This window comes from Aequorivita sp. CRS11 (genome assembly GCF_059693805.1).
This window is the reverse complement of the sequence record NZ_JCATIG010000005.1, coordinates 256751-279616: the sequence shown is the minus strand read 5'-3', so window position 1 is coordinate 279616 and position 22866 is coordinate 256751. Positions and strand designations below refer to the sequence as shown.

Sequence of the window (22866 nt, the reverse complement as noted above, 5' to 3'; positions counted from 1 at the left end):
CAGGTCTTTTCAGTCTAATTATTTGAGTTTAAGTAATAGAAATCGCCGCTTTCAAAAAATTATTGACTACCGGCTATAGCCTAAATACTACCTCATCATAGTTTAACCGTTTCTGAGATATTTGAAATTACCTGCGAAGTTTTTTCCACCTTAAAATTTAGGTTAAACGTAAGGGTTTTATCATTTGTAGAAACAGATAACTCTCCATTGCTTATTGGGTAATAACCTGCTTCTCCCTTACAAAAACAATGCTTGCCGTACAGCAATTTCACATCGCTTAATGAAGCGTTTACCTTGCTAACATTTTCAACCGCAGCGGGTATTTCAAAATGAATTGTTTCAGAATAGTTGCCATCGGCCGTTCCTTCGGGACCTTCTTTTAAATACGTATATACAACAACAGTGTTCTTTCCGGCAACCATTTCTGGATAAATAGCTCCTGTTCCATCTACCTTTATAGTAAGGTGACTGTTTTTATGAATTTTCACAGTGCAATTGCCTTCTTCAGGACAACCGGTTACACGTTCATTTAATTGTCCCATGGTAGAAGTTTTTTCCGTTGAGGTTACTGTGCCCGTCTGCGTTTTGCACGCGTTTATCATCAGTAGTGGAATTAAAAAATAAAATGCTTTCATAGTGTTAAGTTTTATGTTAGTATTACTTAATATACAAATACGTTGCCGAAGTCTGCTACTTTTCCAAAACCACCTCCAAATCCAGCACATCCGGGTTCTTAAAATATTCCATAAAGGGTTGTTGTAGGGTCACCGTTTTCCCGTCGGCCGAAAAAGTGGCCTCGGGATTGGATGTTTTCTTTATTTTCTTCGGAAAAGTATATTTCAACGTATAATTAGATCCACTCATAAAAGCTTCTGCCTGTTTCATACTATCCACTTGCTGCTGGTGAAGTTTTTTATCTTTTATATAGGCGTCGCGTTTAAAAACACCTTTTTTGAAAGTATAATTAACACCCACAACCTCTGGTGAATCCTCCTCTTTCTTTATTTCGGTGTTGGAATCTGGACTGGGCATTACATTGCTTGCCTGTTCTAGCCCATTCAAAATATCGTTAGCCTCGCTTATATCTTTAAAATTTGTTGAAATATCGTAAACCATTTCAGAAGATTCCGTATCCATCTTCATATGGATATTAAAGTTCTCCAGCTTTTTCAGTTTATCCTGCTCCGTTTTTGAAAGTTTGGAGATACTGTCTTTTTTCGCTTCCAAGAACTGTTTCATAGCTATAATAGTATCCATTTTCACACTCATGGAATCAGTAAGGGCAGATCCCCCAAAGGCCATCATTTCGTTCAGATTGACCTCCACGGCCATAGTGCCGCTACCATCTTCGTTCATAATCATTGTTTCGGTAAATTGACAGCTTACCAAAGTAAGGGCTATAGTAAAAAGAGCTAGTAATTTTAGTATCATCGGTCTATCTATTTGGGTTGTTTAAAATAATTAGGGCAGCAATTACGCCAGGAATCCACCCGCAAACGGTAAGTATAAAAACAATTAGTACAGAACCACAGCCTTTACCAATTACGGCAAGGGGCGGAAAAAGGATTGCAAGCAGAACGCGCCATAAACTCATAGAAACAAAGCTACAATTTATATTCGTTATTTTCAGACTTAGTTAATTAGTGATTTAAGAATTAGTAAATCATACTCACACCTCGTAAATCGCACTTCGTTATTTGTATCCACAAACTCCATAATTTCGTATTTCCCACTTCGTATTTCGTACTTCAATTACCTATCTTTGCAAACTTATTTTTAGAAACTATTGTATGCAACTGTCTGAACTGGAAATCATCCGAAGAGAAAAACTACAACAACTGCGCAATATGGGCATTAATCCCTACCCCGCAGACCTGTACCCCGTTACCGATACTTCAAAAAAAATAAAAGAGAATTTCGAGGAAGGAAAAAAGGTAGTTATCGCCGGCAGATTGATGTCCCGAAGAATTCAAGGAAAAGCTTCTTTTGCCGAACTTCAGGATGCAGATGGCCGTATACAGGTGTATTTTAACCGTGATGAAATCTGTACAGGCGAAGACAAAACCCTTTATAATGAAGTCTATAAAAAACTGCTGGACATAGGCGATTTTATAGGCATTGAAGGCGAACTATTCAAAACCCAAGTAGGTGAAAAAACCGTAATGGTAAAAAATTTCACCTTACTTAGCAAAGCTTTAAAACCGTTGCCACAGCCACGGGTTGATGCCGAGGGCAAGGTACACGACGCCTTTACCGACCCCGAACAGCGCTACCGCCAGCGTTATGCAGATTTGGTAGTAAACCCACATGTAAAGGAAATATTCGTAAAGCGAACCAAACTTTTCAACGCCATGCGAACTTTCTTTAACGAGCGCGGCTATTTTGAAGTGGAAACCCCAATTTTGCAACCCATTCCAGGTGGTGCCGCGGCGCGACCTTTTATTACGCACCACAACTCATTGGACATTCCTTTGTATATGCGAATTGCAAATGAATTGTATTTAAAAAGATTGATCGTTGGTGGTTTTGACGGCGTATATGAATTCTCCAAAAACTTCAGAAACGAAGGCATGGACCGCACCCACAACCCAGAATTCACCGCCATGGAAATTTACGTTTCCTATAAGGATTACAACTGGATGATGGATTTTTGCGAGCAATTGCTGGAGTTCTGTGCACTGGAAGTAAACGGCACAACAAAAGCAACCTTCGGAAAACACGAAATAGACTTTAAAGCACCCTACCCAAGGGTAACTATGGCAGAGTCAATAAAGCATTTTACAGGTTTTGATATCACTGGAAAAAGTGAGGACGAAATCCGAAAGGCAGCTTTAGATATGAAAATTCCTGTGGATGATACTATGGGCAAAGGAAAACTGATTGATGAAATTTTCGGCGAAAAGTGCGAGGGCAATTACATTCAGCCAACCTTTATTACAGATTACCCTAAGGAAATGAGTCCACTCTGCAAAGAACACCGCGACAATCCTGAACTTACCGAACGTTTTGAGCTAATGGTCTGCGGCAAGGAAATAGCAAACGCATATAGCGAATTGAACGACCCAATAGACCAACGCGAACGTTTTGAGGCCCAACTAAAATTGGCCGACAGAGGCGATGACGAAGCAACGGCATTTATAGATTACGATTTTCTTCGAGCTTTGGAATACGGCATGCCCCCCACCAGCGGTATGGGCATCGGGATGGACCGTTTGGTTATGTTTTTGACCAACAATCCTTCCATACAGGAAGTACTTTTCTTCCCGCAAATGCGCCCCGAAAAGAAAAAGGTGGAAATGACCGAGGACGAAAAAGCAGTTTACACACTTTTAAAAGCCAACTCACCCATCGCTTTGGAAGTACTAAAAGCACAAAGCGGATTAAGCAATAAAAAGTGGGATAAGGCCATAAAAGGATTGACCGCTTCAAAGGTTGCGAAGGTTGAAAAGACTGATGATAATTTGATGGTTTCAGTTTTATAAACCTTGCTTAAATACATACTAATTTCATAATTGGGCTACCGTTGAGGTGGCCCAACTCATTTATAAAGTTAGAAACCACCGCCCGCACTTTTTTCCTCCTTTTTGGCATAAGGGGCCTGACATCCCTGCCAGAAACGTGAGCGGTGGTATATAATCTTTTAAACTAGTTACCTAAAATTAAAAAAACCCTCCACTGCCCGCAATAACCACTTAGTCAAACACACCTTTCAGTGAGCAAAACAAACTTTTCAAAGCACAATTCAATGAAAACTAAAAACAAATACTTATTCCTCTTTACCATTCACTTTAAATAGTCAAGAAATTAAATATCAGCACTTACATCTCACACCTCACACCCCCCATTAAACCATTTCCAAATTCTCGCGTCATACTTACAGTAAACAATAAAAAACACAAAGTGATGAAAAAAGCAATGATAATCCTTATGGCGCTTACCACCTTCGCCATAACCGCACAAAACAAAAATCAGGACAGAAAGGAAAACCGCAGTCAGCTAAGAGAAAACCTAACCCCCGAACAACGCGCTGAATTGCATGCCAAAAAAATGACCCTCGATTTAAACTTAAACGAGACCCAACAAGCCCAAGTAAACCAACTACTGTTGGACATGGAAAAGAATAAGCCCGAACGCCCCGAGAACAGAAAAGAAATGACAGACGCACAAAAATTTGAGGCCAAAAACACAATGCTTGACAGACGAATAGCCATGAAAAAGGAAATGAAAAAGATACTTACCGAGGAACAATTCACCAAATGGGAAAATGGAAAGCAACGCCAAGAGCGCCGGTTCAAGAATAAAAAGAGAAAAGAAAAACGCAGCGAAGATTAGTAAAACCTTAAAAAGCATTTTTTTGGCGCAATTGTTGTTTTAATTATAGACAAATTGGTTACATTAGTAACTTGTAAAAACAAAATTTAAAACAATGAAAAACCTACTAACAGTATTTGCATTTGCAGTAACAATGCTTTTGGGTGTTCAAACAACCTCAGCCCAGCAGCTATCCCAAGATCAAAGCAGACCAGAAGTAATAGCCAAAACAGAAGCCGCAAAGCTCACCGAAGCCTTAGACCTTTCTGGCGATCAAAGCCGTACTATCTTTAGAGCCTTGGTAGCAAAACAAGTTGGCTATCAAAAAAATGTGGATGGAAAAGACGCCTCAAGCGCAGCAGTAATAGCAGAAAAGAAAAAAATTGACGCTCAGTTAAAAGATGCGATGAAAAAAACGCTTACTGATGATCAATACTCCAAATGGCTTAAAATGAATAATTAGTGATTAATTATATTTAAAACCAAGGCCCTTTCTAAATTTAGAAAGGGCCTTTTTTTTCATATGAAATTTTAAAAATTATCAAATGCGTGCCCTGGATCTATGTTTTTTTTAATTAAGATTCTTTGCTACTTTTCCACAGGCAGCAATAGTAACATCCAAATCTTCGTAGCTTAACGCATCACAAATAAACCAAGTTTCAAAAGCACTGGGTGCAATATAAACGCCTTCATTAAGCAAACCGTGGAAAAACCTTTTAAAATTTTCATTGTTAGCAGCTGCTGCAGATTCAAAATCGGTCACTGGCATATCAGAAAAATGGACAGAAATCATTGACCCAACCCGATTAATTGTAAACTTTATCCCTTCAGAATTGAGCGCAGCCTCCAGCCCTTTATGCAAATATTCAGTCTTCTTGTTTATTGAATCGTAAATATCTCTGTTCTTATTCAGTTCCTTTAGCATCGCCAATCCGGCAGCCATCGCCAGCGGATTTCCACTTAAGGTTCCCGCTTGATATACTGGTCCAATAGGTGCTAAATGATTCATAATTTCTTCTCTTGCGGCAAAGGCTCCCACTGGTAATCCGCCTCCTATTACTTTTCCAAAAGTTACAATATCAGCTTTTATGCCGTATAATTCCTGAGCTCCGCCAGCAGCCAATCTAAACCCGGTCATTACTTCATCAAAAATCAAAAGGACATTGTTTTCATCACAAAGTTTTCGCAAGCCTTCCAAAAACCCTTTTGCCGGAGGAATGCACCCCATATTTCCGGCTACGGGTTCTAAAATGATACAGGCAATTTCGTTTTTATTCGCTTTGATTACTTTTTCAACATTTTTTAAATCATTATAAATGGCGAGTAATGTATCCTTTGCAGTACCTTCGGTAACACCGGGGCTGTTGGGACTTCCAAAGGTAACGGCTCCACTTCCAGCTTGGATTAAAAAAGAATCACTATGACCATGATAACATCCCGCGAATTTTATGATTTTATCCTTGCCCGTAAAGCCTCTGGCCAACCGCACAGCGCTCATACAAGCTTCGGTACCGCTATTCACGAAACGAATCTTATCAATATTGGGCACCATGGCAACAGCAAGTTTGGCAATTTCAGTTTCTATTTCAGTAGGCATTCCAAAAGATGTTCCTTTCTTAGCCTTTTCAATTACAGCATTAACTACAGGTTCGTGAGCGTGCCCTAAAATCATTGGGCCCCATGAATTAATATAGTCAATCAGTTTGTTGCCATCAACATCATATAGATAAGCACCCTTGGCATTTTCAACAAAAATAGGCGTGCCTCCCACTGCCTTAAAAGCACGAACGGGAGAATTAACGCCACCGGGAATTACTTTTTGCGCCGCTGCAAATAGAGCGCTGCTTCTTTGGTATTTCATATTAATATATGTGTATTTTATTTTTTTTGAAGAAGGTTTGAGTTTTTACTCCCAATTAAAACTGATTTACTGATTTTTTACAGGATGTAGGTACAGAACCTGCCCAATTGCAAGATCATTACTTTTTAGACCATTGTATTTTTTTAGGGTTTCAACGGTAAGATTAAATCTTCTAGAAATGCTGTAAAGCGTGTCGCCAGCCTGGACGGAATAAGTTCCAATTTTTGAATCATCGGGGTCAATGGTGCTCACCCTTCTCCCCAAAACCTCATCATCATAAGCGGTAAGATTATATCTTTCAATAATGCCTATAAGCTTGTCAGGGTATTTTGGATCTGTGGCATACCCTGCTTTTCTCAATCCTTTTGCCCAACCTTTATAATCGTCTTTTCTAAGTTTAAACAAATCTTGATAGCGGCTACGCTGGGTTAAAAAGAGGGAATGGTCTCTATAGGAATATTTGGGGTCATTGTATTTTCTGAAACATTCACCGCGTTCATCATCATCGTGATATACACGATCTCCTTCCCAACCTGTATGGCATTTAATCCCGAAGTGGTTGTTGGCCTTCATAGTAAGTTCCCCTGCCCCAGCGCCACTTTCTAAAATGCCCTGCGCAAGGGTTATGCTCGCTGGTATTCCGTACTGAAGCATTTCTTCCTTGGCAATTTGAGCGTATTCATTAATATAATTTGCAACGCGTTCGCTATAGGGAATATTTACCGGCACTACCACAACCTCTGGTTCTTCTGCCTTTGTATCCTTTTCCTTTACGGTTTGATTTACCCTAACAACACGTTCGGTATTATGTTTTTTTCGATATTTAGTCGCGGTTTTTTTTGATTTGCAACTGCTAAAACAAACGATAACTACAAGAAGAAGGATAGTAATTCTGCCAATCATTTTATTCAATTATAGGAAGGTTTTTCTTTTTCAACTTTTGATTCATTCCGGCAATACCCTGCAGGCCTCCGGTATGGATCGCAAAAATACGGCTATTTTCTTTGAAATGCCCCTTTTTTAAAAGATCCACAATGCCAAACATCATTTTTCCGGTATAGATTGGGTCCAACGGAATATTGGTTTCTCTTTTAAACTTATTAATGAAACGTATCAAATCAACATCTATTTTACCATAGCCCCCAAAACAATACGCATCTGTGATAGAGAAATTGGTTTTTGATGTATATTTCCCAATTTCTTCCGATTGAAAAGTTCCCTTTAAAGCCGAAAATCCAAGAATTTGTTGATCTTTTCTTGAAGCTTTTACCAGTCCGGCCATAGTACCGCCAGTACCCACAGGCACACATATATAATCAGCATTTTCTGAGATATCCTCCAAAATTTCCTCACATCCTTGGACCGCCAAAGCATTTGTGCCCCCTTCGGGAAGTATATAAAAATCACCAAACTGTTCCTTTAAATGATTAATGAATTTAGTTTCGGTTTTCTGTCTATAAGCTTCACGCGAAATAAAATGTAACTTCATTCCACAATCTTGAGCGAAGGAAAGCGTAGTGTTTTCATATATTTTACTTTCAAGCTCCTCCCCCCGAATAATTCCAATGGCTTTAAAGTTCAGTTCTTTGCCAGCGGCTGCAACTGCAGCTATATGATTTGAAAAAGCCCCTCCGAATGTAAGTAAGGTTTCATAACCGTTAGCTTTGGCAAATTGGATATTGTATTTCAGTTTTCTGAACTTGTTGCCTGATACAAAAGGATGCAACATATCATCTCGCACTACATGTAGCGAAAATGGATTCAATCCAAACGAAGAAAGGGAAATATTCACCAAGCTACGATTTCTGAAGTTAAAAAAAAGGTTCATTCCTACAAAGATAATAAGACTTATACCATATAAAAGCCAGAAAGGCCTCACAGGGACAGTAGTCCAAAAAAATTAAAAAAGCAAACCAATGTCAGAAAAAACTTAAATAAATGTGAAAAAATGTAGGAAACAACTGATAAATAGCAATTTACAGAAAACAAAAACAAACATTTTATCCGAAAAATTTGCACTTTATCGAAATTTTATCATATTATTGTACCAATATTTTCAACAACCCCAAATTATGAAAATAAAACTACCTACAATGTGGTCAGCTTTTGCGACCGCTCTTTTCTTGGCTAATAGTGTTTCCTATGCACAAGTAGGAATCAATACTACTACCCCCAATGGAATTTTAGATATACATAGCTCAACACAAGGAGTGGTATTACCTAGAATGGCTCTTACAGCTACAAATATTATGGCACCAGCCAACAATCCCCAGTCGGGTAATATTCCAATTGGTACTACAATATATAACACTAATTCTACATCTACTGGAAGTAATGATGTATATCCTGGTATTTATGTATGGGACGGGACCAGATGGATAAATCAATTTACTAAAAAGGATATCCAAATAATTAAGCAATCTCCTTTGGGATATCGTTCGACTTCCTCGAGTAGTTATACGAATTTAGGAGGTATGGGAAGTCAAAACTTCAAACCCAAATATTCCGGAAGGTATAAAATAGAGGTTAGTATGAATTATGGAGCTGGATCACCTAAAACGGCAAGTAGTGATTTTAGGGCAATAACTTCAGAAGGCAACTTCAGGTTTACATTTAATGGCACAAACTATATTATACCCGCCAAAGCTTATAGTACTAGGTCGGGCAGTAATAGCGGTCAAGATTATTTTTTAATATGGGAGCAATATTCAAAAATTCTTTATGTAAACCTTGTTGCAAACACCAACTATAATTTTCGACTCCAGTTTGACCAATTACCGGCACCCAATTTTGATGGCAATGGGGATACAATAGGTTCGCTCTCTGGCGGCGCAGGTTACGTAGGATTCGATATTCCCTGTTCTGTTGAATTTATGTATTTAGATGAATAACAATAGTTTCACTTACTATAGCATAGTAACTTAAATAAAGAAATATGAAAATTCTTAGATATATTTTAGCTCTATCATCTTTTACAGCAATAGCACAAGTAGGAATTGGAACTTCTACCCCGAATGGAATTTTGGAGATAAATAGCCCAAACTCTGGACTTGTTTATCCCGTTGTAGCGCTTACCGCAACAAACCTACAGGGGCCTGTATCAAATCCCAATTCAGGATCGATTGTTGCAGGAACCGTAGTTTATAATACGAACTTGAACAATTCGGGAACTGAAAGCGTATATCCCGGCACCTATATGTGGGATGGAAATAAATGGATACCACAATTCAGTAAAAGGCAGTCCGAAATTTATTTTCAAAATGCCACAGTTTTACGCACGGAATCGGATTTAAGTGATCAAGATGTGTTAGGAATTGGAGTTTCGGATAACAAGTTTTTCAGGACTAAATATGATGGCTTTTATAGAATTGAAATTAGAGCCAATTTCGGTGCAGGTAGAGTAAATTCTCCAGTTACTGGCGCTGACAATGCTGCCTTCCAAGACGGAACCTTTAAATTCACTTTTAATGGGAGTACTTATCATTTAAATGTAAAATCTATTTCTACATATGACGATTCAAGCGGATCAACAATATTTTATGAAGGTGTATGGAAAGAATCCTATCTGGTTGTTTATGTCGATTTAGTGGCGGCTACTGATTATTATTTCAACTTAACATTTTCACAATCGCCTTCACCAGCATTCGTGGATGGCGGAAATTCTGGTGACGGAAGAGGGTATGTAGGAAAGGATGTTCCTTGCTCTATAGAATTTACTTATGTAGAAGATTATACTGCAGATAACTAAAAAATAACCAAGAGGATTCATTATGCAAAACATTAATTCAATATTAACAAAACATACCGTAACTGTCCTTCTGTTTATTAGCGCAATCGCTAGCTCACAAGTTGGCATAGGCACTTCCAATCCTGAAGGTATGTTGGATTTAGAAAGCAACCAACAAGGATTGGTATATCCCCGTGTGGCATTAACAAAGACTAATTTGCAATCTCCAGTTGTAAATCCAAATGGCGGTAACTTAGTTGCTGGCACAGTAGTATATAATACAAATACTACCAGTACTGGAGATCATGACGTCTATCCTGGCGTTTATGTATGGGATGGAGCCGCAGTAGACCCCAAATGGATTCCGCAATTTATAATAGAACACTCAGCCCTCTTTGAACAAAATCCATTGAATTTTAATGTCCCCTTGAGTGGTGGGTTTGTGGACGTCCCAAATCTTGGTAATGGCAGCTCCTTTACTGCAAAATATACAGGCATTTATAGAATTGAGGCTAATTTTAATTTTGGAGCGGGACAAGTTCTTAACCCAAGTGGCTCAGAAAGTGTACGAATGGCAACCCAAGAAGGATATTTTCGTTTTAGTTTTGACGGAAGTAACTATGATATTTACACACACTCCTACTCTATTAGAAACAACACTACTAGCCAAGATTTTAACAGTTTCCGCCATGACTCCTCTTTAATCCTTTATGTAAATCTTAGAGCAGGACAAACATATCCTATGAGACTACAAATGGATCTTCAAGTATCTAATTCGAATGATTATAATAGTAGCACAAATGGCATAGTCGGTATTGATGTGCCTTGCACTATAGAATTTACATATATAAAAGAATAAAGAAAGCCTCATTCTTTAAATGATAATAATATAACATACACTATGAAAAATAAATTACTCCTAATTTTTTTAATCTGCTCATTAGTTACTACCGCCCAAACCCCTTGTGTCAATGGTTTTGCTACAGTTGGTGGCAAAAGTTACCCTTGCAACGGTTTGACTTTACAAAGCTATATATCTGCGGCTACAATGAATGCTGCAGAAGCACAGGACTCATGGGGCTGGACCGATCCTCAGAGCGGTAAGGAATATGCCATTGTAGCATTAGATAACGGAACAGCCTTTGTAGATATAAGCAACCCAACAAATCCAAAATATCTTGCTAGATTAAATACGCAAGTATCCTCCAGCCTATGGCGAGATGTAAAAGTGTACAAAGATCACGCATTTATTGTAAGTGATGCCAATGGCAATCACGGGATGCAAATTTTTGATCTGAGAAGATTGCGAACGCTTACCGGTAGCTCTCCGGTTACCTTTACAAAATCACAAACCGATGGTAATTTGTTTTGGGACGGCAACGGCCCCAGTGGAAGGGGAAGTGCACATAATATTGTTGTTAATGAAGCCTCTGGCTATGCCTATATTTTAGGTTCACCAGGTTATAACAGTGGGGGACCGATTGTAGTTAAACTTGACAATAACGACAACGGTATACCTAACGACCCTGTGGTTGTAAAACTCTATTCTACATTAGGTTATTGTCACGATGCCGAAGTAGTAATATATGATGGTCCAGATCCTGATTACCAAGGTAGAGAAATAATGATAGGCGCCTTTAGCGGTAACAACAAGGTAAATATAATAGATTTTACAAATAAGAATAGTCCCACCCTGATTTCATCAGTAACCTATGCTGATAAATTTTACACTCACCAAGGCTGGTTTACTGAAGATAAAAGATTTTTTATAGCCGGTGATGAAGTAGATGAAGAGAATAGGGGGTTTAATACTCGAACCCTCGTCTTTAATGTTGAAGACCTAGATAACCCGACGCTTGTTTACACACATTATGGCGCAACCCCAGCCATTGATCATAATGGTTATGTGCGAGGTAATAGATTTTATCTTGCAAACTATGCCGCAGGTCTTAGAGTAATGCGAGTTGATGGTTTGTATAACCAATCTCCTACAATGACAGAAACAAATTATTTTGATTGTTATCCCACAAACAATAATGCTGCTTTTAACGGCACTTGGAATGTTTATCCATATTTTGAAAGCGGAAATCTAATAGCTACAGGATTTGGCAATGAAAATATTAGCGGAGATGGTGGCCTTTTCGTGATTAAAGACCCTCTCTACGACAATACCCCACCCGTGGCAAACTGTAATAATTTTACTGCTACTCTTGATAAAAACACTGGCAGTGTTACAATTACAGCGGACGATATTGATAATGGTTCAACAGATAATTTTGGAATTACAAAAAGAACTATAACTGCAGGGCAAACAACATTTACCTGTAAAGATGTTGGACAAACATTTAATATAACCCTAACCGTAGAAGACGACTATGCAAACAAAGCTTCATGTACTGCCGTGGTTACTGTTGCTGCGCCAACAACAATTTACTCAGGAAGCAGTTGGAGTAATGGAGCCCCAGGTCCTGGCTCAAATGCGATAATAAGTAGCAACTACGATACATCCTCCAAAGGAAGCATTAATGCATGTACTTGTGAAGTTGACGCCAACAAAACTCTAACAGTTGCCGCAGAAGATTATATTAACATCACAAAAGATATTACCGTAAACGGTAATCTAATTGTTGAACATCAAGGTAGCGTGGTACAATCTGACGATAGTGCAGTGGTCACCAACAACGGTACTATTAATGTAAACTACACAACCCCTTTTATGCTCCCCCGCGTATTCTTGGTAATGGGAAGCCCCATGACAGTTGAAACTCGGGATGGTGTTTTTGCCGATTCTTATATGTTCTTAAATCACCTTACTGAAAACTTTGTTCCCAATCCAGATGTTGAAGATCAGTTTCCTCTTGCCGAAAACTTTGCCGATGATAATAGGGATAACTGGGTGCTATATTCAGGAACAATAAATCCAGGAGAAGGTTATATTTCCCGTCCTCAACTGAACGGCAATGACGGAAATAAAACCTATGACATGACCTTCGAACAAGGCACTTTGAACACAGGCGAAGTAAATTTCACAGTAAAATATAACGGTAACAGAAACAGCAGCCCTAACGTACTAGCAAATCCGTACCCTTCTGCAATCAGTGCCGCAGATTTCATTAATGCAAACACAATGGTAAACGAGGTCTATTTTTGGAATCCAAATACACCTCCTAGCCCATCCCTTCCGGGTGCCTATGCAATGAATTTTAGCATGGAAGATATTTCTATGTATAACCTTTCGGGCGGAACCTATGCTCCATCAGACCCAACACAAACCCCTCCAAGTGAATATATTTCTACAGGACAAGGTTTTGGTATAAAAGCAACTGCGGCAGGTATAGCAAGTTTCAGCAACAGTATGCGGGTTATTGATAACAATAATACTGCACCAAGGCCGTCACAGGACGGTATAGACCGTGTATGGATCAGTGTTGAAAACGAACAATACAATATGCGCAATAATACACTTATAGCCTTTTCACCCTATGCCACAAGTGGTATTGACGCTGGGTATGATAGTAGAAGATTGGCTACGGTATTGTCACTCTATACCCACTTAGAAGATGGTTCAGAAGAATTGGGCATTCAAAGTCGCGAAACTTTTGAGGATGGCGCTAAAATACTTATGGGCTTCTCTTCTCTTTTAGACGAAAACCTTGAGTACACTATTTCTGTAAAAGATTTTCAGGGAGCTAGCTTAGAAAACGCTTCTATATTTTTAATAGACAATGAACTTAACATGCGTACCAATTTATCTCAGGATGACTATACTTTTAAAGTAGGAAAAGGCACATACGACCGTCGATTTACCATCCAATTTAAAAGCAACGAAATTTTGGGCGACGAAGGCGCAGGTCTTGCCAACGTATCGGTATATCCAAATCCCACTAACAATATTTTAAATGTTGTATCTCCTGAAGCCAAGGTCAACACTGTTGAGATATATGATATAAGTGGAAGAATCCTCCGAAATATAGACCTATCCACAACTACCCATTACCAAATAGACTTAAGCAATCTTCAAAATGCAATCTATTTTGTTAAGATAAGTACAGAAATAGGAGAAGTAACAAAACAAATTGTCAAACAATAAACAATAAATCCCCACAATCAATTATTCACTTAACCTAGAAAAGACCGCGTAAGAGCGGTCTTTTTTATCTAATAATTGAACTGATTTCAGAAACAAAATTATAGTATATTACAGCGTATATATAACGTATTTATAGTGTGTATATAGCGTGTTTATAGTATGTTTATAGCATAGTATATCTATAAAACATCAATCTAAATATTATAAATAAAGGAAAAGAACCACTGTAAAGAATAATAGAAAATAAACTTAACAGCGAAGAATTAAAAAGAAAACCCAAAAACTCCAGTAATGCCAAATTCTCGGGCACCAGGATTGTCAAGATAATTCCCCCGGAAATTGAAGTCCAATCTAAAAACCCGGAAGATATTACCCACGCCCACACTCCATTCCCAATAAATATCCTCTGGGGCTTGGTACACTATATTTGAAGCATTCAAGTCTATATTCTCCTGTGATATGGTTCCATACACAGCCCTGAAGCCAACTACTTCACGGAGGTCTAGCTTCCTAAGCAATGGAATTCTTGAGAATATTCTACCCCCAAAATTGTGCTGTAGATGAAGCGATGTGTATGTGTCACTCACAAATTCATAATAATCCAACTGTGTAAAACTGTTATAAAGGCTAAAATAAGTTTGGTTTCCCGGGATAGGATTCAACAAGCTTAGTGGTACGGCTCCTATGGTAGTACCGACCTCAACTGTTGAGAGCAAACGTCCCAACCCCCCAATGTTCCAAGGCTGTGTATAAAGCGCCTGCACCTTTTTATATTCAAAATCACCACCCATTACGCCCTTTAAACCATAACTGTACCCTGCATAAAACGACGGAAAGTCCCCATCATTGATAACAGTACGTTCCACCCCATAACCAGAGGTCTTCCTCCCAGGGGCGTATAAAAAGCCTAATTGTATTTCGGCCTGTTTCAATTCGCTTTTCACTTCTCCCGTGAAAACACCGTCTTCCATTACTTTATAATCGATACTGAAAGTATCGGTAGCAGATTTTAGGGTTCGGTAAGAGCCCGTGAGTCTTAAAATAAAGTTTTTCCAAGGTTCAATATCAAAACCTATTGTGCTGAGATTTATTCGTGACAGCCTATCATTAGCTCCCACAGAGAGCAATGAAGAAGAAGCTAAGCTTCGCCCCAGAACATCATTGCTATTGGTAAGACTGGCACCCGTTTGTTCCACATCGCGACGGTTACCGCCAAAAACAGTAAGTCTTGATTTTCTGTCCAACAACCATTTACCCGATATACCATATTTGAAACGTTCATCTTTAAACCCATAAGCTCCAAAACCTTCCAGTCGCCAAGGATCATTTTGACTAAAATAGGTCCTTCCTCCTAAACGAATACGCAAACCTTCTGCTTCATTGAAGCCGAAAATTGAAAATACCGGACCCACGTCAAAATTGTTAACCTCGTAATAACCACTGGCCAAAGTTGCGCCCACATTATAAAGCGCTTTAAAACGCCGAACTGTCTTTAATGTATCAAGCATTTTATAAACTCCCTTTTCATCCTTACTCAGCTTTTCCATTCGGTTCTTTTCCCAAAACTCATCCGGTCTATTGTACACTTCATATTGGTACGGATCCACCTGATCGCTGTAAAACTTTTTCCCTTTAGGAAGATTGAAGGAGTAATTATCATATAGGGTAGTGCGCTTTCCGTAAACTCCTTTCGCAGTTTCCTTTTTTTGAAAGCTGAAGTCACTCATAAAGTAATCTCGTGTAATCAAAAAGATAGAATCGTTCAATACGTCAAATTCCTGTTCTATATACACATCGCGCACCCAGTTTAAGTTGGCACTTTTTGAAGCTTGCAGATTTATTTCCTTAATAGCCCAAGTAGTATCATTTACCCAAAAATCACCCTTAAAGGTAAGCTCATTCTTTCGTCGAGGGTAGTATACAATATTATAACACCATTTATTGTCACGATAGGCGCTGTCGCGAAGCACATAGTTGTAAACGTCTATACCAGTTCGGGATAGTGGACTGGTAAATGCTTTATCAAAAAACTTCAAATAATTGTCGTAAACATCATATTCGCTGTAAAGATCTTTTACAAAAGCAATGAGGGTTTGGTTGTTTTCAAAACCAGAGTTTTTGTTTCCCTGTAATATTTCTTTTTCTTCATTCAGCAGATTGTCGCCATATACCTTTGAAGCTGCTTCGTTTATAAAAATTGGCAGGTAGGTATTTCCGGTAATATTTGAAGTGTCGGTCTGCTCAAAAACAAACTCCATTCCTTTAAAAATTCTACTTTTTATAAGCGCGCTGTCTATAGTATTAAGGTCAAACTCAAGTTTTTCGTATTTATCGTATTGGTACTGTTTAAATTTTTTAACGCCATTATCCCTTCGGTTTTCCCAAATTTTCCGAAGTATATCAATAGCTGGATTGTTCTTTTTTGAAGTTTTTCCGCTGTAAACAACCACTTCATCCAGTGCATCGGCACTCTCTTCCATAACCACTTCCATATTGTAAGTGCTTCGCGAAGTAAGCTCAACTTCTTTAGTTGCGTAGCCAATAAATGAAAATATAACTGACCTGTAAGTTTTATCGCTTTCCAAATAAAACCGCCCGTTTTCGTCAGAGATAGTTCCTTCCTGTGAATCCTTAAAAATTACGTTGGCAAAGGCAACCGGATAATCAGTAGCATCTTTAATAACACCGCTAACTTTGGTTTGGGCAAAAACCGAAGCCCCAATAACAATAAAAAAAGACAAAAAAAGGTACTTCATAAATTTATGGGACTGATATTTTTAGGGAATATAAAGTTAGTCTCTATAAAGAACTTTCTTTACAGCCTTAACAACATCTTCACTGTTAGGCAGCCATTCTTCCAATAAATTAGGAGAAAACGGCGCGGGTGTATCGGCAGTATTAATTTTTACGATAGGAGCGTCCAAATAATCAAAAATTCGGTTTTGAACCTGGTAAGTTATTTCAGTTGAAACGTTTCCGAAAGGCCAAGCTTCTTCCAAAATTACCAAACGGTTGGTTTTTTTGACTGATTCAAAAATGGCTTCATAATCCAAAGGACGGATGGTTCTTAAATCAATTATTTCACACTCAATACCTTCTTCAGCAAGGGCTTCAGCAGCTTTATATGCTTCTTTTATAATTTTTCCGAAAGAAACAACGGTTACATCATTTCCTTTTCTTTTAATATCGGCAACCCCAAGCGGAATTAAATATTCTCCTTCGGGCACTTCATCCTTATCGCCATACATTTGCTCGCTTTCCATAAAAATAACTGGATCGTCATCGCGGATGGCGCTTTTCAACAATCCTTTTGCATCAGCTGGATTACTTGGCACTACTACTTTCAGCCCCGGACAGTTTGCGTACCAGCTTTCAAAAGCCTGACTATGTGTTGCCGCAAGTTGACCGGCGGAAGCTGTTGGCCCACGGAAAACGATAGGGATATTAAACTGCCCACCGCTCATTTGGCGCATTTTGGCAGCATTGTTAATTATTTGATCAATGGCAACCAAAGAAAAGTTGAAGGTCATAAACTCTACAATTGGCCTATTGCCGTTCATGGCAGAGCCCACGGCAATACCTGAAAACCCCATTTCGGAAATTGGAGTATCAATAACCCGTTTTGCGCCAAACTCGTCGAGCATTCCCTTACTGGCTTTATAAGCCCCGTTATACTCGGCAACTTCTTCGCCCATTAAATATATAGATTCGTCGCGACGCATTTCTTCGCTCATCGCCTCGGCTATTGCCTCTCTGAATTGTAATGTCTTCATCTGTCTAAATTGAAATGTAAATAACTGAAATTTTTCAGGGATAGCAAAAATACTATAATTACCATCTGTTTAGGTATTATTTCTTCACTTTTAATCAAATTTTATTATGCGTGCATAACAAAAAAAGGAAATATATTCTTAACTTCGCACACGAGCAATTTGAAACCCTTTCAGTTTTTTTCAATTGCTGAAATCTACAATCCAAAAACACTTTTAAAGATGAAAATATTAGTCTGTATAAGTCACGTACCGGACACTACCTCGAAAATCAATTTTACCGATGGCGATACCAAGTTTGACACAAACGGGGTTCAATTCGTAATCAATCCAAACGACGAGTTTGGCCTTACCCGCGCCATGTGGTTTAAGGAAAAACAAGGCGCTACCGTACATGTGGTAAACGTGGGCGGTGCCGAAACCGAGCCTACACTTCGCAAGGCATTGGCAATTGGCGCCGATGAAGCAATTCGTGTAAACACTCCAGCAACCGATGGTTTTTCCGTTGCAAAACAGCTTGCAAATGTTGCAAAAGAAGGCGATTACGATTTGGTAATCGGAGGTCGAGAATCTATTGATTACAACGGCGGAATGGTTCCAGGAATGGTTGCCAAATTAATTGGCGCAAACTTCGTAAATACCTGCATCGGCCTTGAAATGGAAGGTGATACAGCCACTGCAATTCGCGAAATTGACGGCGGAAAGGAAACATTGAAAACGTCACTTCCGTTAGTAATCGGCGGCCAAAAAGGTTTGGTTGAAGAAAGCGATCTTCGCATCCCCAATATGCGCGGTATTATGCAGGCCCGCACAAAACCGTTGAACGTAAAAGACCCTGTGGATGCAAATGCCGAAACGAACACGGTGGCATTTCAAAAACCTGCCCCAAAAGGCGCAGTAAAGTTGGTTGACAGCGTAGATGAATTAATAAATCTTCTTCACAACGAAGCGAAGGTTATTTAAATTTCAAATTTTAAGCACCAAATTCCAACTTTGGAATTTGGGATTTTAGACTTGGAATTTTCGAATTAACTGACGATTCCAAATCTTAAGTATTAATTTCAAAATAATATTAAAATGATATTAGTTTATACAGAATCAGAAGAAGGAAAAATCAAAAAAATAGCTTTGGAAGCAGTTTCGTACGCCAAGGGAATTGCCGACCAAATGGGAACTTCGGTTACCGCGGTTAGCATTAATGCGAATGACGTTTCAGAATTGGGAAAATACGGCGCTTCAAAAGTTTTGCAGGTTTCCAATGACAAATTGAACAAATTCAATGGCGAAGCGTATGCAGATACAATTGGACAGGCCGCAAAAAACGAAGGCGCACAAGTTATCGTATTAACTTCCAGCGCAAACAGTAAGTTTTTAGCCCCTACTTTGGCGGTAAATCTTGAAGCCGGATATGTGGCAAACGTAATTTCACTTCCGGAAAGCACCTCACCGTTTAAGGTAGAGCACAGCGTTTTTACGAACAAGGCTTTTGCTACTACCGAAATCAAAACCGATATTAAAATAATAGGTTTGGGAAAAAATTCATACGGATTAAAGGAAAATGAAACTTCCGCCACAACCGAAGCCTTTTCACCGAATCTTGATGCGCACGATTTTGATATGGAAATTGTTTCCGTAGATAAAGCAACCGACAAAGTAACCATAGCCGATGCCGAAATAGTAGTTTCCGGCGGTCGTGGGCTTAAAGGTCCCGAAAATTGGGGAATGGTTGAAGACCTTGCACAAACATTGGGCGCAGCAACGGCTTGCTCAAAACCAGTGAGCGATATGGGCTGGAGACCCCACAGCGAGCACGTTGGGCAGACAGGAAAACCAGTTGCATCCAACCTTTACATTGCCATTGGTATTTCTGGTGCAATCCAGCATTTGGCTGGTATCAACGCTTCAAAAGTAAAAGTGGTAATAAACAATGATCCCGAAGCACCTTTCTTTAAGGCTGCAGATTATGGTATTGTTGGCGATGCTTTTGAAATTGTACCAAAACTCACCGAAAAATTAAAGGAATTTAAAGCACAGAACGCATAATTTTTTATTAATTTGTGCCCCGAAAAAGGGCTGTTTAGATAAGGAAACATCCAAATTTAAACAGCCTTTTTTTATTGTTTTTTTATTCGTTACTTTTATAATCAATTGTTTAACTGAACACAGCGTACTATATAACGACCACTGATTTTTGAAGAATGAGTTTAGTAAAACTTACCATAAAAGGAATATCTTACAGCCAAACGCAGAATGGCGCCTATGCCCTTATTTTGAACGAAGTGGACGGTGAACGTAAACTACCTATAGTAATTGGCGCTTTTGAGGCACAGTCCATCGCCATCGCGCTGGAAAAAGACATTACGCCACCACGACCGCTTACCCACGACCTTTTTAAAAACTTCGCAGACCGTTTTGAAATTGTGGTGAAACAGGTAATTATCCACAAACTCGTGGACGGAGTTTTTTATTCGAGCATCATTTGCGAACGTGATAAAATTGAGGAGATTATAGATGCTCGAACCAGCGACGCCATTGCATTGGCGCTTCGGTTTAAGGCGCCTATTTTTACGTATAAACATATTTTGGACAAGGCTGGTATCTATTTAAAAACATCTACTTCCAAAAAAGCACTGTCAAAAAAAGAAGAAGCGGTTATTGAAAATTTAATTCTTGGAGAGGATAAGGAATCTGTAAAGCCTTCAAGCGAAGATTACACTAAATTTAGTCTAAGCGAGTTAAATAAAATGTTGGAAGAATCAGTAAAAAATGAAAACTACGAAAAGGCAGCAAGCATACGTGATGAAATATCAAAAAGGGAGTAGTTTTAATATTTATTAAAAAATAAAATATAGTTTCCCTGAGCGAGCCTGTATGAAGCCAGTGCAAGTATTGAAGGGTTGGAGTTTAAAAAGAATATGCAAAAATTCACACTTGTAGCCATTGCGCTTTTTTTCATCGGAAACACTTTTGCACAAAGTATTGAGAAAACCTGGCAATTTTCAGAAGTAAAAGATGAAAGTGGCCTTTCCGTTTTAACCGTAAACCCTGAAAAAGATTTCCTTAAACTCGAAAACGGTGTTTTTGAATATCAGGTTGCCAATGATAGCTTAAAATCGGGCGGTGATTATATGTTTCAAAATAATTTATTGGTGCTGTTTTTCAATAATCCCACAGACAGCATCAGAAGATTTCGCGTAGAGAAAGTTACCGATAGCACCCTTTCCCTTTCTGAAAACAATTACAAATACCAGCTAAAAACACCAAGCACAGAAAATGCTTCGGCATTGGAAACGGTTACTAAAACTTCAGGAATAATTCCGAGTCAAGGTTTTTCAATGGAAAGCCTATGGCGTGGGGTTTTGGGCATGATTTCACTTTTGGTCATTGCTTTTCTTTTCAGCTCAAATAGAAGAGCAATTAACTGGAAAACCGTCGGAATTGGGTTAGCATTCCAGCTTTTGATTGCCATTGGAGTTTTGAAAGTAAATTTTATAAAAAGTGCTTTTGAAGGCGTGGGCCAACTGTTCGTAAACGTTTTGGATTATACCAAAGCAGGAAGTGAGTTCCTCTTTGGAGGGATGCTGGACATCAACTCTTTCGGTTTCATTTTTGCCTTTCAGGTTTTGCCAACCATTATATTTTTCTCTGCACTTACTTCTGTGCTTTTTTACTTCGGAATTATACAAGTGGTGGTAAAAGGAATGGGATGGCTGCTTACGAAGCTTTTAAATATTTCGGGAGCCGAAAGTTTGAGCGTTGCCGGAAACATTTTTTTGGGCCAAACCGAAGCCCCTCTTTTGATTAAAGCGTATTTGGAAAAAATGAACAAGAGCGAAATGCTACTTGTTATGATTGGCGGAATGGCCACGGTAGCGGGAGCGGTACTTGCTGCGTATATAGGCTTTTTGGGCGGTGACGACCCCGAACTTCGGTTGACATTTGCCAAACATCTTTTGGCAGCCTCTGTAATGGCAGCGCCTGGCGCCATCGTGATTTCTAAAATACTTTATCCACAGACTGAACCCATTAATACCGACGTAAAGGTTTCTTCAGAAAAAATTGGCTCCAACTTTTTGGATGCTATTGCTAACGGAACTACCGAAGGCCTAAAACTTGCTGTAAACGTGGGCGCCATGCTTTTGGTTTTTGTAGCTTTTATTGCAATGCTCAATGGAATATTAGGATGGTTTGGCGAAGTAACTTCAATCAATAGTTGGGTGGCTGAAAAATCTGCTTATGATAGTCTTTCTTTGGAAGCAATTTTGGGGACTGTATTCGCTCCTTTAATGTGGCTTATTGGCGTGGCAAAAGAAGATATGATGATGATGGGTCAATTATTGGGAATAAAGCTCGCAGCCAGTGAATTTGTAGGGTACATTCAGTTGGCAGAACTTAAAAACGTGACCAATGAGCTACACCTTAATTACGAAAAAAGCATCATAATGGCAACCTATATGCTGTGTGGGTTTGCGAATTTTGCATCCATCGGAATTCAGATTGGCGGTATAGGCTCTTTAGCACCTGGGCAACGAAAAACTCTTTCTAAATTTGGGATGAAAGCCTTGATTGGAGGGACTATTGCATCGTTAATATCTGCAACCATCGCGGGAATGATTATTGGCTAATAGCTCCTCACAACTGTTTTTACCCAGTCTGCAGCTTCCTCTATAGACTGAAAATAACTAAAGGCACCCGCAAAAAGACCTTGCTCCTCGATAGCTTCATTTTTAACTGCATTGTTATTTGAAACTATCGCTATGCCTACCACACTTTTAGATTTTATACTATTGTAAACCTCTGGGTTCACTCTTTTTGCCATTTCCCTATTAGAGACCACAACAGATTTTCGTCCCCTATAATGCGAATCGATGATTTCCACAAACTCTTCTGCCTCTTCATGATCATAAACTGATGCATTAAAGTGAAAAATTGCGTACAATGGATAACATTCCAATATACCCGTGGATAGCTGATATTTATTTTCCATATGTTTAAGGATTTCGATTTAAATTTAATCAAAATCTTAACACATCTGAGAATCGTTAATAACTTATTTAAAAGCAATTCCGAAATAATTTTAGCATCAACATCCCTATTAGTATTTTTA

The 22866-nt window shown here is 38.9% G+C and carries 20 protein-coding genes; 11 read left to right on the top strand and 9 right to left on the bottom strand.

The annotated features are described in order from the left end of the window. Positions 1-95 precede the first annotated feature (95 nt). The 3 genes from AC58DT_RS12130 to AC58DT_RS12120 are packed head-to-tail and all read right to left on the bottom strand — an operon-like array spanning position 96 to position 1594. Positions 96-635, bottom strand: a complete 540-nt coding sequence (locus AC58DT_RS12130) for a hypothetical protein (protein WP_497217082.1) — start codon at positions 633-635, stop codon at positions 96-98. A 55-nt stretch (positions 636-690) separates the two neighbouring features. Beyond that, entirely contained in the window at positions 691-1431 is a 741-nt protein-coding gene (locus tag AC58DT_RS12125) for a hypothetical protein (protein ID WP_497217081.1), read from the bottom strand. Positions 1432-1435: 4 nt separating this feature from the next. Next, entirely contained in the window at positions 1436-1594 is a 159-nt protein-coding gene (locus AC58DT_RS12120) for a YqaE/Pmp3 family membrane protein (RefSeq protein WP_076692431.1), read from the bottom strand. Between the two features lie 196 nt (positions 1595-1790). On the opposite strand from AC58DT_RS12120, the gene lysS reads away from it, so the two are divergent. The 3 genes from lysS to AC58DT_RS12105 all read left to right on the top strand — a co-directional run bounded on the left by lysS (position 1791) and on the right by AC58DT_RS12105 (position 4774). Beyond that, the gene (gene lysS / locus AC58DT_RS12115; RefSeq protein ID WP_497217080.1) at positions 1791-3482 is read left to right on the top strand and encodes a lysine--tRNA ligase; all 1692 of its coding nucleotides are present in this window, start codon (positions 1791-1793) and stop codon (positions 3480-3482) included. A gap of 421 nt (positions 3483-3903) precedes the next feature. Continuing rightward, positions 3904-4332: a DUF4890 domain-containing protein gene (locus AC58DT_RS12110; RefSeq protein WP_497217079.1), complete on the top strand. Its 429-nt coding sequence runs from the start codon at positions 3904-3906 to the stop codon at positions 4330-4332. Between the two features lie 94 nt (positions 4333-4426). After that, positions 4427-4774, top strand: coding sequence for a hypothetical protein (locus tag AC58DT_RS12105; protein ID WP_131807708.1), 348 nt, complete (start codon positions 4427-4429; stop codon positions 4772-4774). A 108-nt stretch (positions 4775-4882) separates the two neighbouring features. Here AC58DT_RS12105 and hemL read toward each other — a convergent pair whose 3' ends face one another. The 3 genes from hemL to AC58DT_RS12090 all read right to left on the bottom strand — a co-directional run bounded on the left by hemL (position 4883) and on the right by AC58DT_RS12090 (position 8000). Further along, complete coding sequence (hemL, locus tag AC58DT_RS12100; protein WP_497217078.1) at positions 4883-6172, bottom strand: glutamate-1-semialdehyde 2,1-aminomutase; 1290 nt, start codon at positions 6170-6172, stop codon at positions 4883-4885. A 66-nt stretch (positions 6173-6238) separates the two neighbouring features. Continuing rightward, positions 6239-7075, bottom strand: a complete 837-nt coding sequence (locus AC58DT_RS12095; RefSeq protein ID WP_497217077.1) for a glucosaminidase domain-containing protein — start codon at positions 7073-7075, stop codon at positions 6239-6241. A gap of 1 nt (position 7076) precedes the next feature. Further along, positions 7077-8000, bottom strand: coding sequence for a 1-aminocyclopropane-1-carboxylate deaminase/D-cysteine desulfhydrase (locus tag AC58DT_RS12090; protein WP_497217076.1), 924 nt, complete (start codon positions 7998-8000; stop codon positions 7077-7079). Between the two features lie 244 nt (positions 8001-8244). Between AC58DT_RS12090 and AC58DT_RS12085 the strand changes: the two genes are divergently transcribed. Genes AC58DT_RS12085 through AC58DT_RS12070 form a run of 4 tightly spaced genes read left to right on the top strand, consistent with a single transcriptional unit; the run spans position 8245 to position 13989 of the window. Then, positions 8245-9063 (top strand): phage tail-like protein, encoded by an 819-nt coding sequence (locus AC58DT_RS12085; protein WP_497217075.1) that lies wholly within the window; start codon positions 8245-8247, stop codon positions 9061-9063. A 44-nt stretch (positions 9064-9107) separates the two neighbouring features. Further along, positions 9108-9920, top strand: coding sequence for a phage tail-like protein (locus tag AC58DT_RS12080; protein WP_497217074.1), 813 nt, complete (start codon positions 9108-9110; stop codon positions 9918-9920). Between the two features lie 22 nt (positions 9921-9942). After that, positions 9943-10758, top strand: coding sequence for a phage tail-like protein (locus tag AC58DT_RS12075; RefSeq protein ID WP_497217073.1), 816 nt, complete (start codon positions 9943-9945; stop codon positions 10756-10758). Positions 10759-10800: 42 nt separating this feature from the next. Continuing rightward, complete coding sequence (locus tag AC58DT_RS12070) at positions 10801-13989, top strand: choice-of-anchor B family protein (protein WP_497217072.1); 3189 nt, start codon at positions 10801-10803, stop codon at positions 13987-13989. A 263-nt stretch (positions 13990-14252) separates the two neighbouring features. On the opposite strand, the gene AC58DT_RS12065 is transcribed toward AC58DT_RS12070, so the two are convergent. Both AC58DT_RS12065 and AC58DT_RS12060 read right to left on the bottom strand, forming a co-directional pair. Then, positions 14253-16745, bottom strand: a complete 2493-nt coding sequence (locus AC58DT_RS12065) for a DUF5686 and carboxypeptidase-like regulatory domain-containing protein (protein ID WP_497217071.1) — start codon at positions 16743-16745, stop codon at positions 14253-14255. Between the two features lie 36 nt (positions 16746-16781). Then, on the bottom strand, positions 16782-17762 hold the full coding sequence (locus AC58DT_RS12060) for a pyruvate dehydrogenase complex E1 component subunit beta (protein WP_497217070.1): 981 nt from the start codon (positions 17760-17762) through the stop codon (positions 16782-16784). A 219-nt stretch (positions 17763-17981) separates the two neighbouring features. On the opposite strand from AC58DT_RS12060, the gene AC58DT_RS12055 reads away from it, so the two are divergent. From AC58DT_RS12055 to AC58DT_RS12040, 4 genes are all read left to right on the top strand, one after another. Beyond that, positions 17982-18722 carry an electron transfer flavoprotein subunit beta/FixA family protein gene (locus AC58DT_RS12055; protein WP_497217069.1) on the top strand — a complete coding sequence of 247 codons (741 nt, stop codon included), beginning with the start codon at positions 17982-17984 and terminating at the stop codon, positions 18720-18722. 114 nt (positions 18723-18836) lie between these two features. After that, the gene (locus AC58DT_RS12050) at positions 18837-19802 is read left to right on the top strand and encodes an electron transfer flavoprotein subunit alpha/FixB family protein (protein ID WP_497217068.1); all 966 of its coding nucleotides are present in this window, start codon (positions 18837-18839) and stop codon (positions 19800-19802) included. A 155-nt stretch (positions 19803-19957) separates the two neighbouring features. Further along, positions 19958-20581, top strand: coding sequence for a bifunctional nuclease family protein (locus tag AC58DT_RS12045; RefSeq protein WP_497217067.1), 624 nt, complete (start codon positions 19958-19960; stop codon positions 20579-20581). A 93-nt stretch (positions 20582-20674) separates the two neighbouring features. Further along, the gene (locus AC58DT_RS12040) at positions 20675-22384 is read left to right on the top strand and encodes a NupC/NupG family nucleoside CNT transporter (RefSeq protein ID WP_497217066.1); all 1710 of its coding nucleotides are present in this window, start codon (positions 20675-20677) and stop codon (positions 22382-22384) included. On the opposite strand, the gene AC58DT_RS12035 is transcribed toward AC58DT_RS12040, so the two are convergent. After that, positions 22381-22746: a hypothetical protein gene (locus AC58DT_RS12035; protein WP_497217065.1), complete on the bottom strand. Its 366-nt coding sequence runs from the start codon at positions 22744-22746 to the stop codon at positions 22381-22383. The genes AC58DT_RS12040 and AC58DT_RS12035 overlap by 4 nt on opposite strands. Between the last annotated feature and the right edge of the window lie 120 nt (positions 22747-22866).

Bases quoted from the DNA above. Each gene is read 5' to 3' on its own strand.
- AC58DT_RS12105 (WP_131807708.1), top strand. From the start codon at position 4,427: ATGAAAAACCTACTAACAGTATTTGCATTTGCAGTAACAATGCTTTTG.
- AC58DT_RS12125 (WP_497217081.1), bottom strand. From the start codon at position 1,431: ATGATACTAAAATTACTAGCTCTTTTTACTATAGCCCTTACTTTGGTA.
- AC58DT_RS12130 (WP_497217082.1), bottom strand. From the start codon at position 635: ATGAAAGCATTTTATTTTTTAATTCCACTACTGATGATAAACGCGTGC.
- AC58DT_RS12045 (WP_497217067.1), top strand. From the start codon at position 19,958: ATGAGTTTAGTAAAACTTACCATAAAAGGAATATCTTACAGCCAAACG.
- AC58DT_RS12050 (WP_497217068.1), top strand. From the start codon at position 18,837: ATGATATTAGTTTATACAGAATCAGAAGAAGGAAAAATCAAAAAAATA.
- AC58DT_RS12055 (WP_497217069.1), top strand. From the start codon at position 17,982: ATGAAAATATTAGTCTGTATAAGTCACGTACCGGACACTACCTCGAAA.
- AC58DT_RS12035 (WP_497217065.1), bottom strand. From the start codon at position 22,746: ATGGAAAATAAATATCAGCTATCCACGGGTATATTGGAATGTTATCCA.
- AC58DT_RS12080 (WP_497217074.1), top strand. From the start codon at position 9,108: ATGAAAATTCTTAGATATATTTTAGCTCTATCATCTTTTACAGCAATA.
- AC58DT_RS12095 (WP_497217077.1), bottom strand. From the start codon at position 7,075: ATGATTGGCAGAATTACTATCCTTCTTCTTGTAGTTATCGTTTGTTTT.
- AC58DT_RS12085 (WP_497217075.1), top strand. From the start codon at position 8,245: ATGAAAATAAAACTACCTACAATGTGGTCAGCTTTTGCGACCGCTCTT.
- AC58DT_RS12120 (WP_076692431.1), bottom strand. From the start codon at position 1,594: ATGAGTTTATGGCGCGTTCTGCTTGCAATCCTTTTTCCGCCCCTTGCC.
- hemL (WP_497217078.1), bottom strand. From the start codon at position 6,172: ATGAAATACCAAAGAAGCAGCGCTCTATTTGCAGCGGCGCAAAAAGTA.
- AC58DT_RS12040 (WP_497217066.1), top strand. From the start codon at position 20,675: ATGCAAAAATTCACACTTGTAGCCATTGCGCTTTTTTTCATCGGAAAC.
- AC58DT_RS12070 (WP_497217072.1), top strand. From the start codon at position 10,801: ATGAAAAATAAATTACTCCTAATTTTTTTAATCTGCTCATTAGTTACT.
- lysS (WP_497217080.1), top strand. From the start codon at position 1,791: ATGCAACTGTCTGAACTGGAAATCATCCGAAGAGAAAAACTACAACAA.
- AC58DT_RS12065 (WP_497217071.1), bottom strand. From the start codon at position 16,745: ATGAAGTACCTTTTTTTGTCTTTTTTTATTGTTATTGGGGCTTCGGTT.
- AC58DT_RS12090 (WP_497217076.1), bottom strand. From the start codon at position 8,000: ATGAACCTTTTTTTTAACTTCAGAAATCGTAGCTTGGTGAATATTTCC.
- AC58DT_RS12060 (WP_497217070.1), bottom strand. From the start codon at position 17,762: ATGAAGACATTACAATTCAGAGAGGCAATAGCCGAGGCGATGAGCGAA.
- AC58DT_RS12075 (WP_497217073.1), top strand. From the start codon at position 9,943: ATGCAAAACATTAATTCAATATTAACAAAACATACCGTAACTGTCCTT.
- AC58DT_RS12110 (WP_497217079.1), top strand. From the start codon at position 3,904: ATGAAAAAAGCAATGATAATCCTTATGGCGCTTACCACCTTCGCCATA.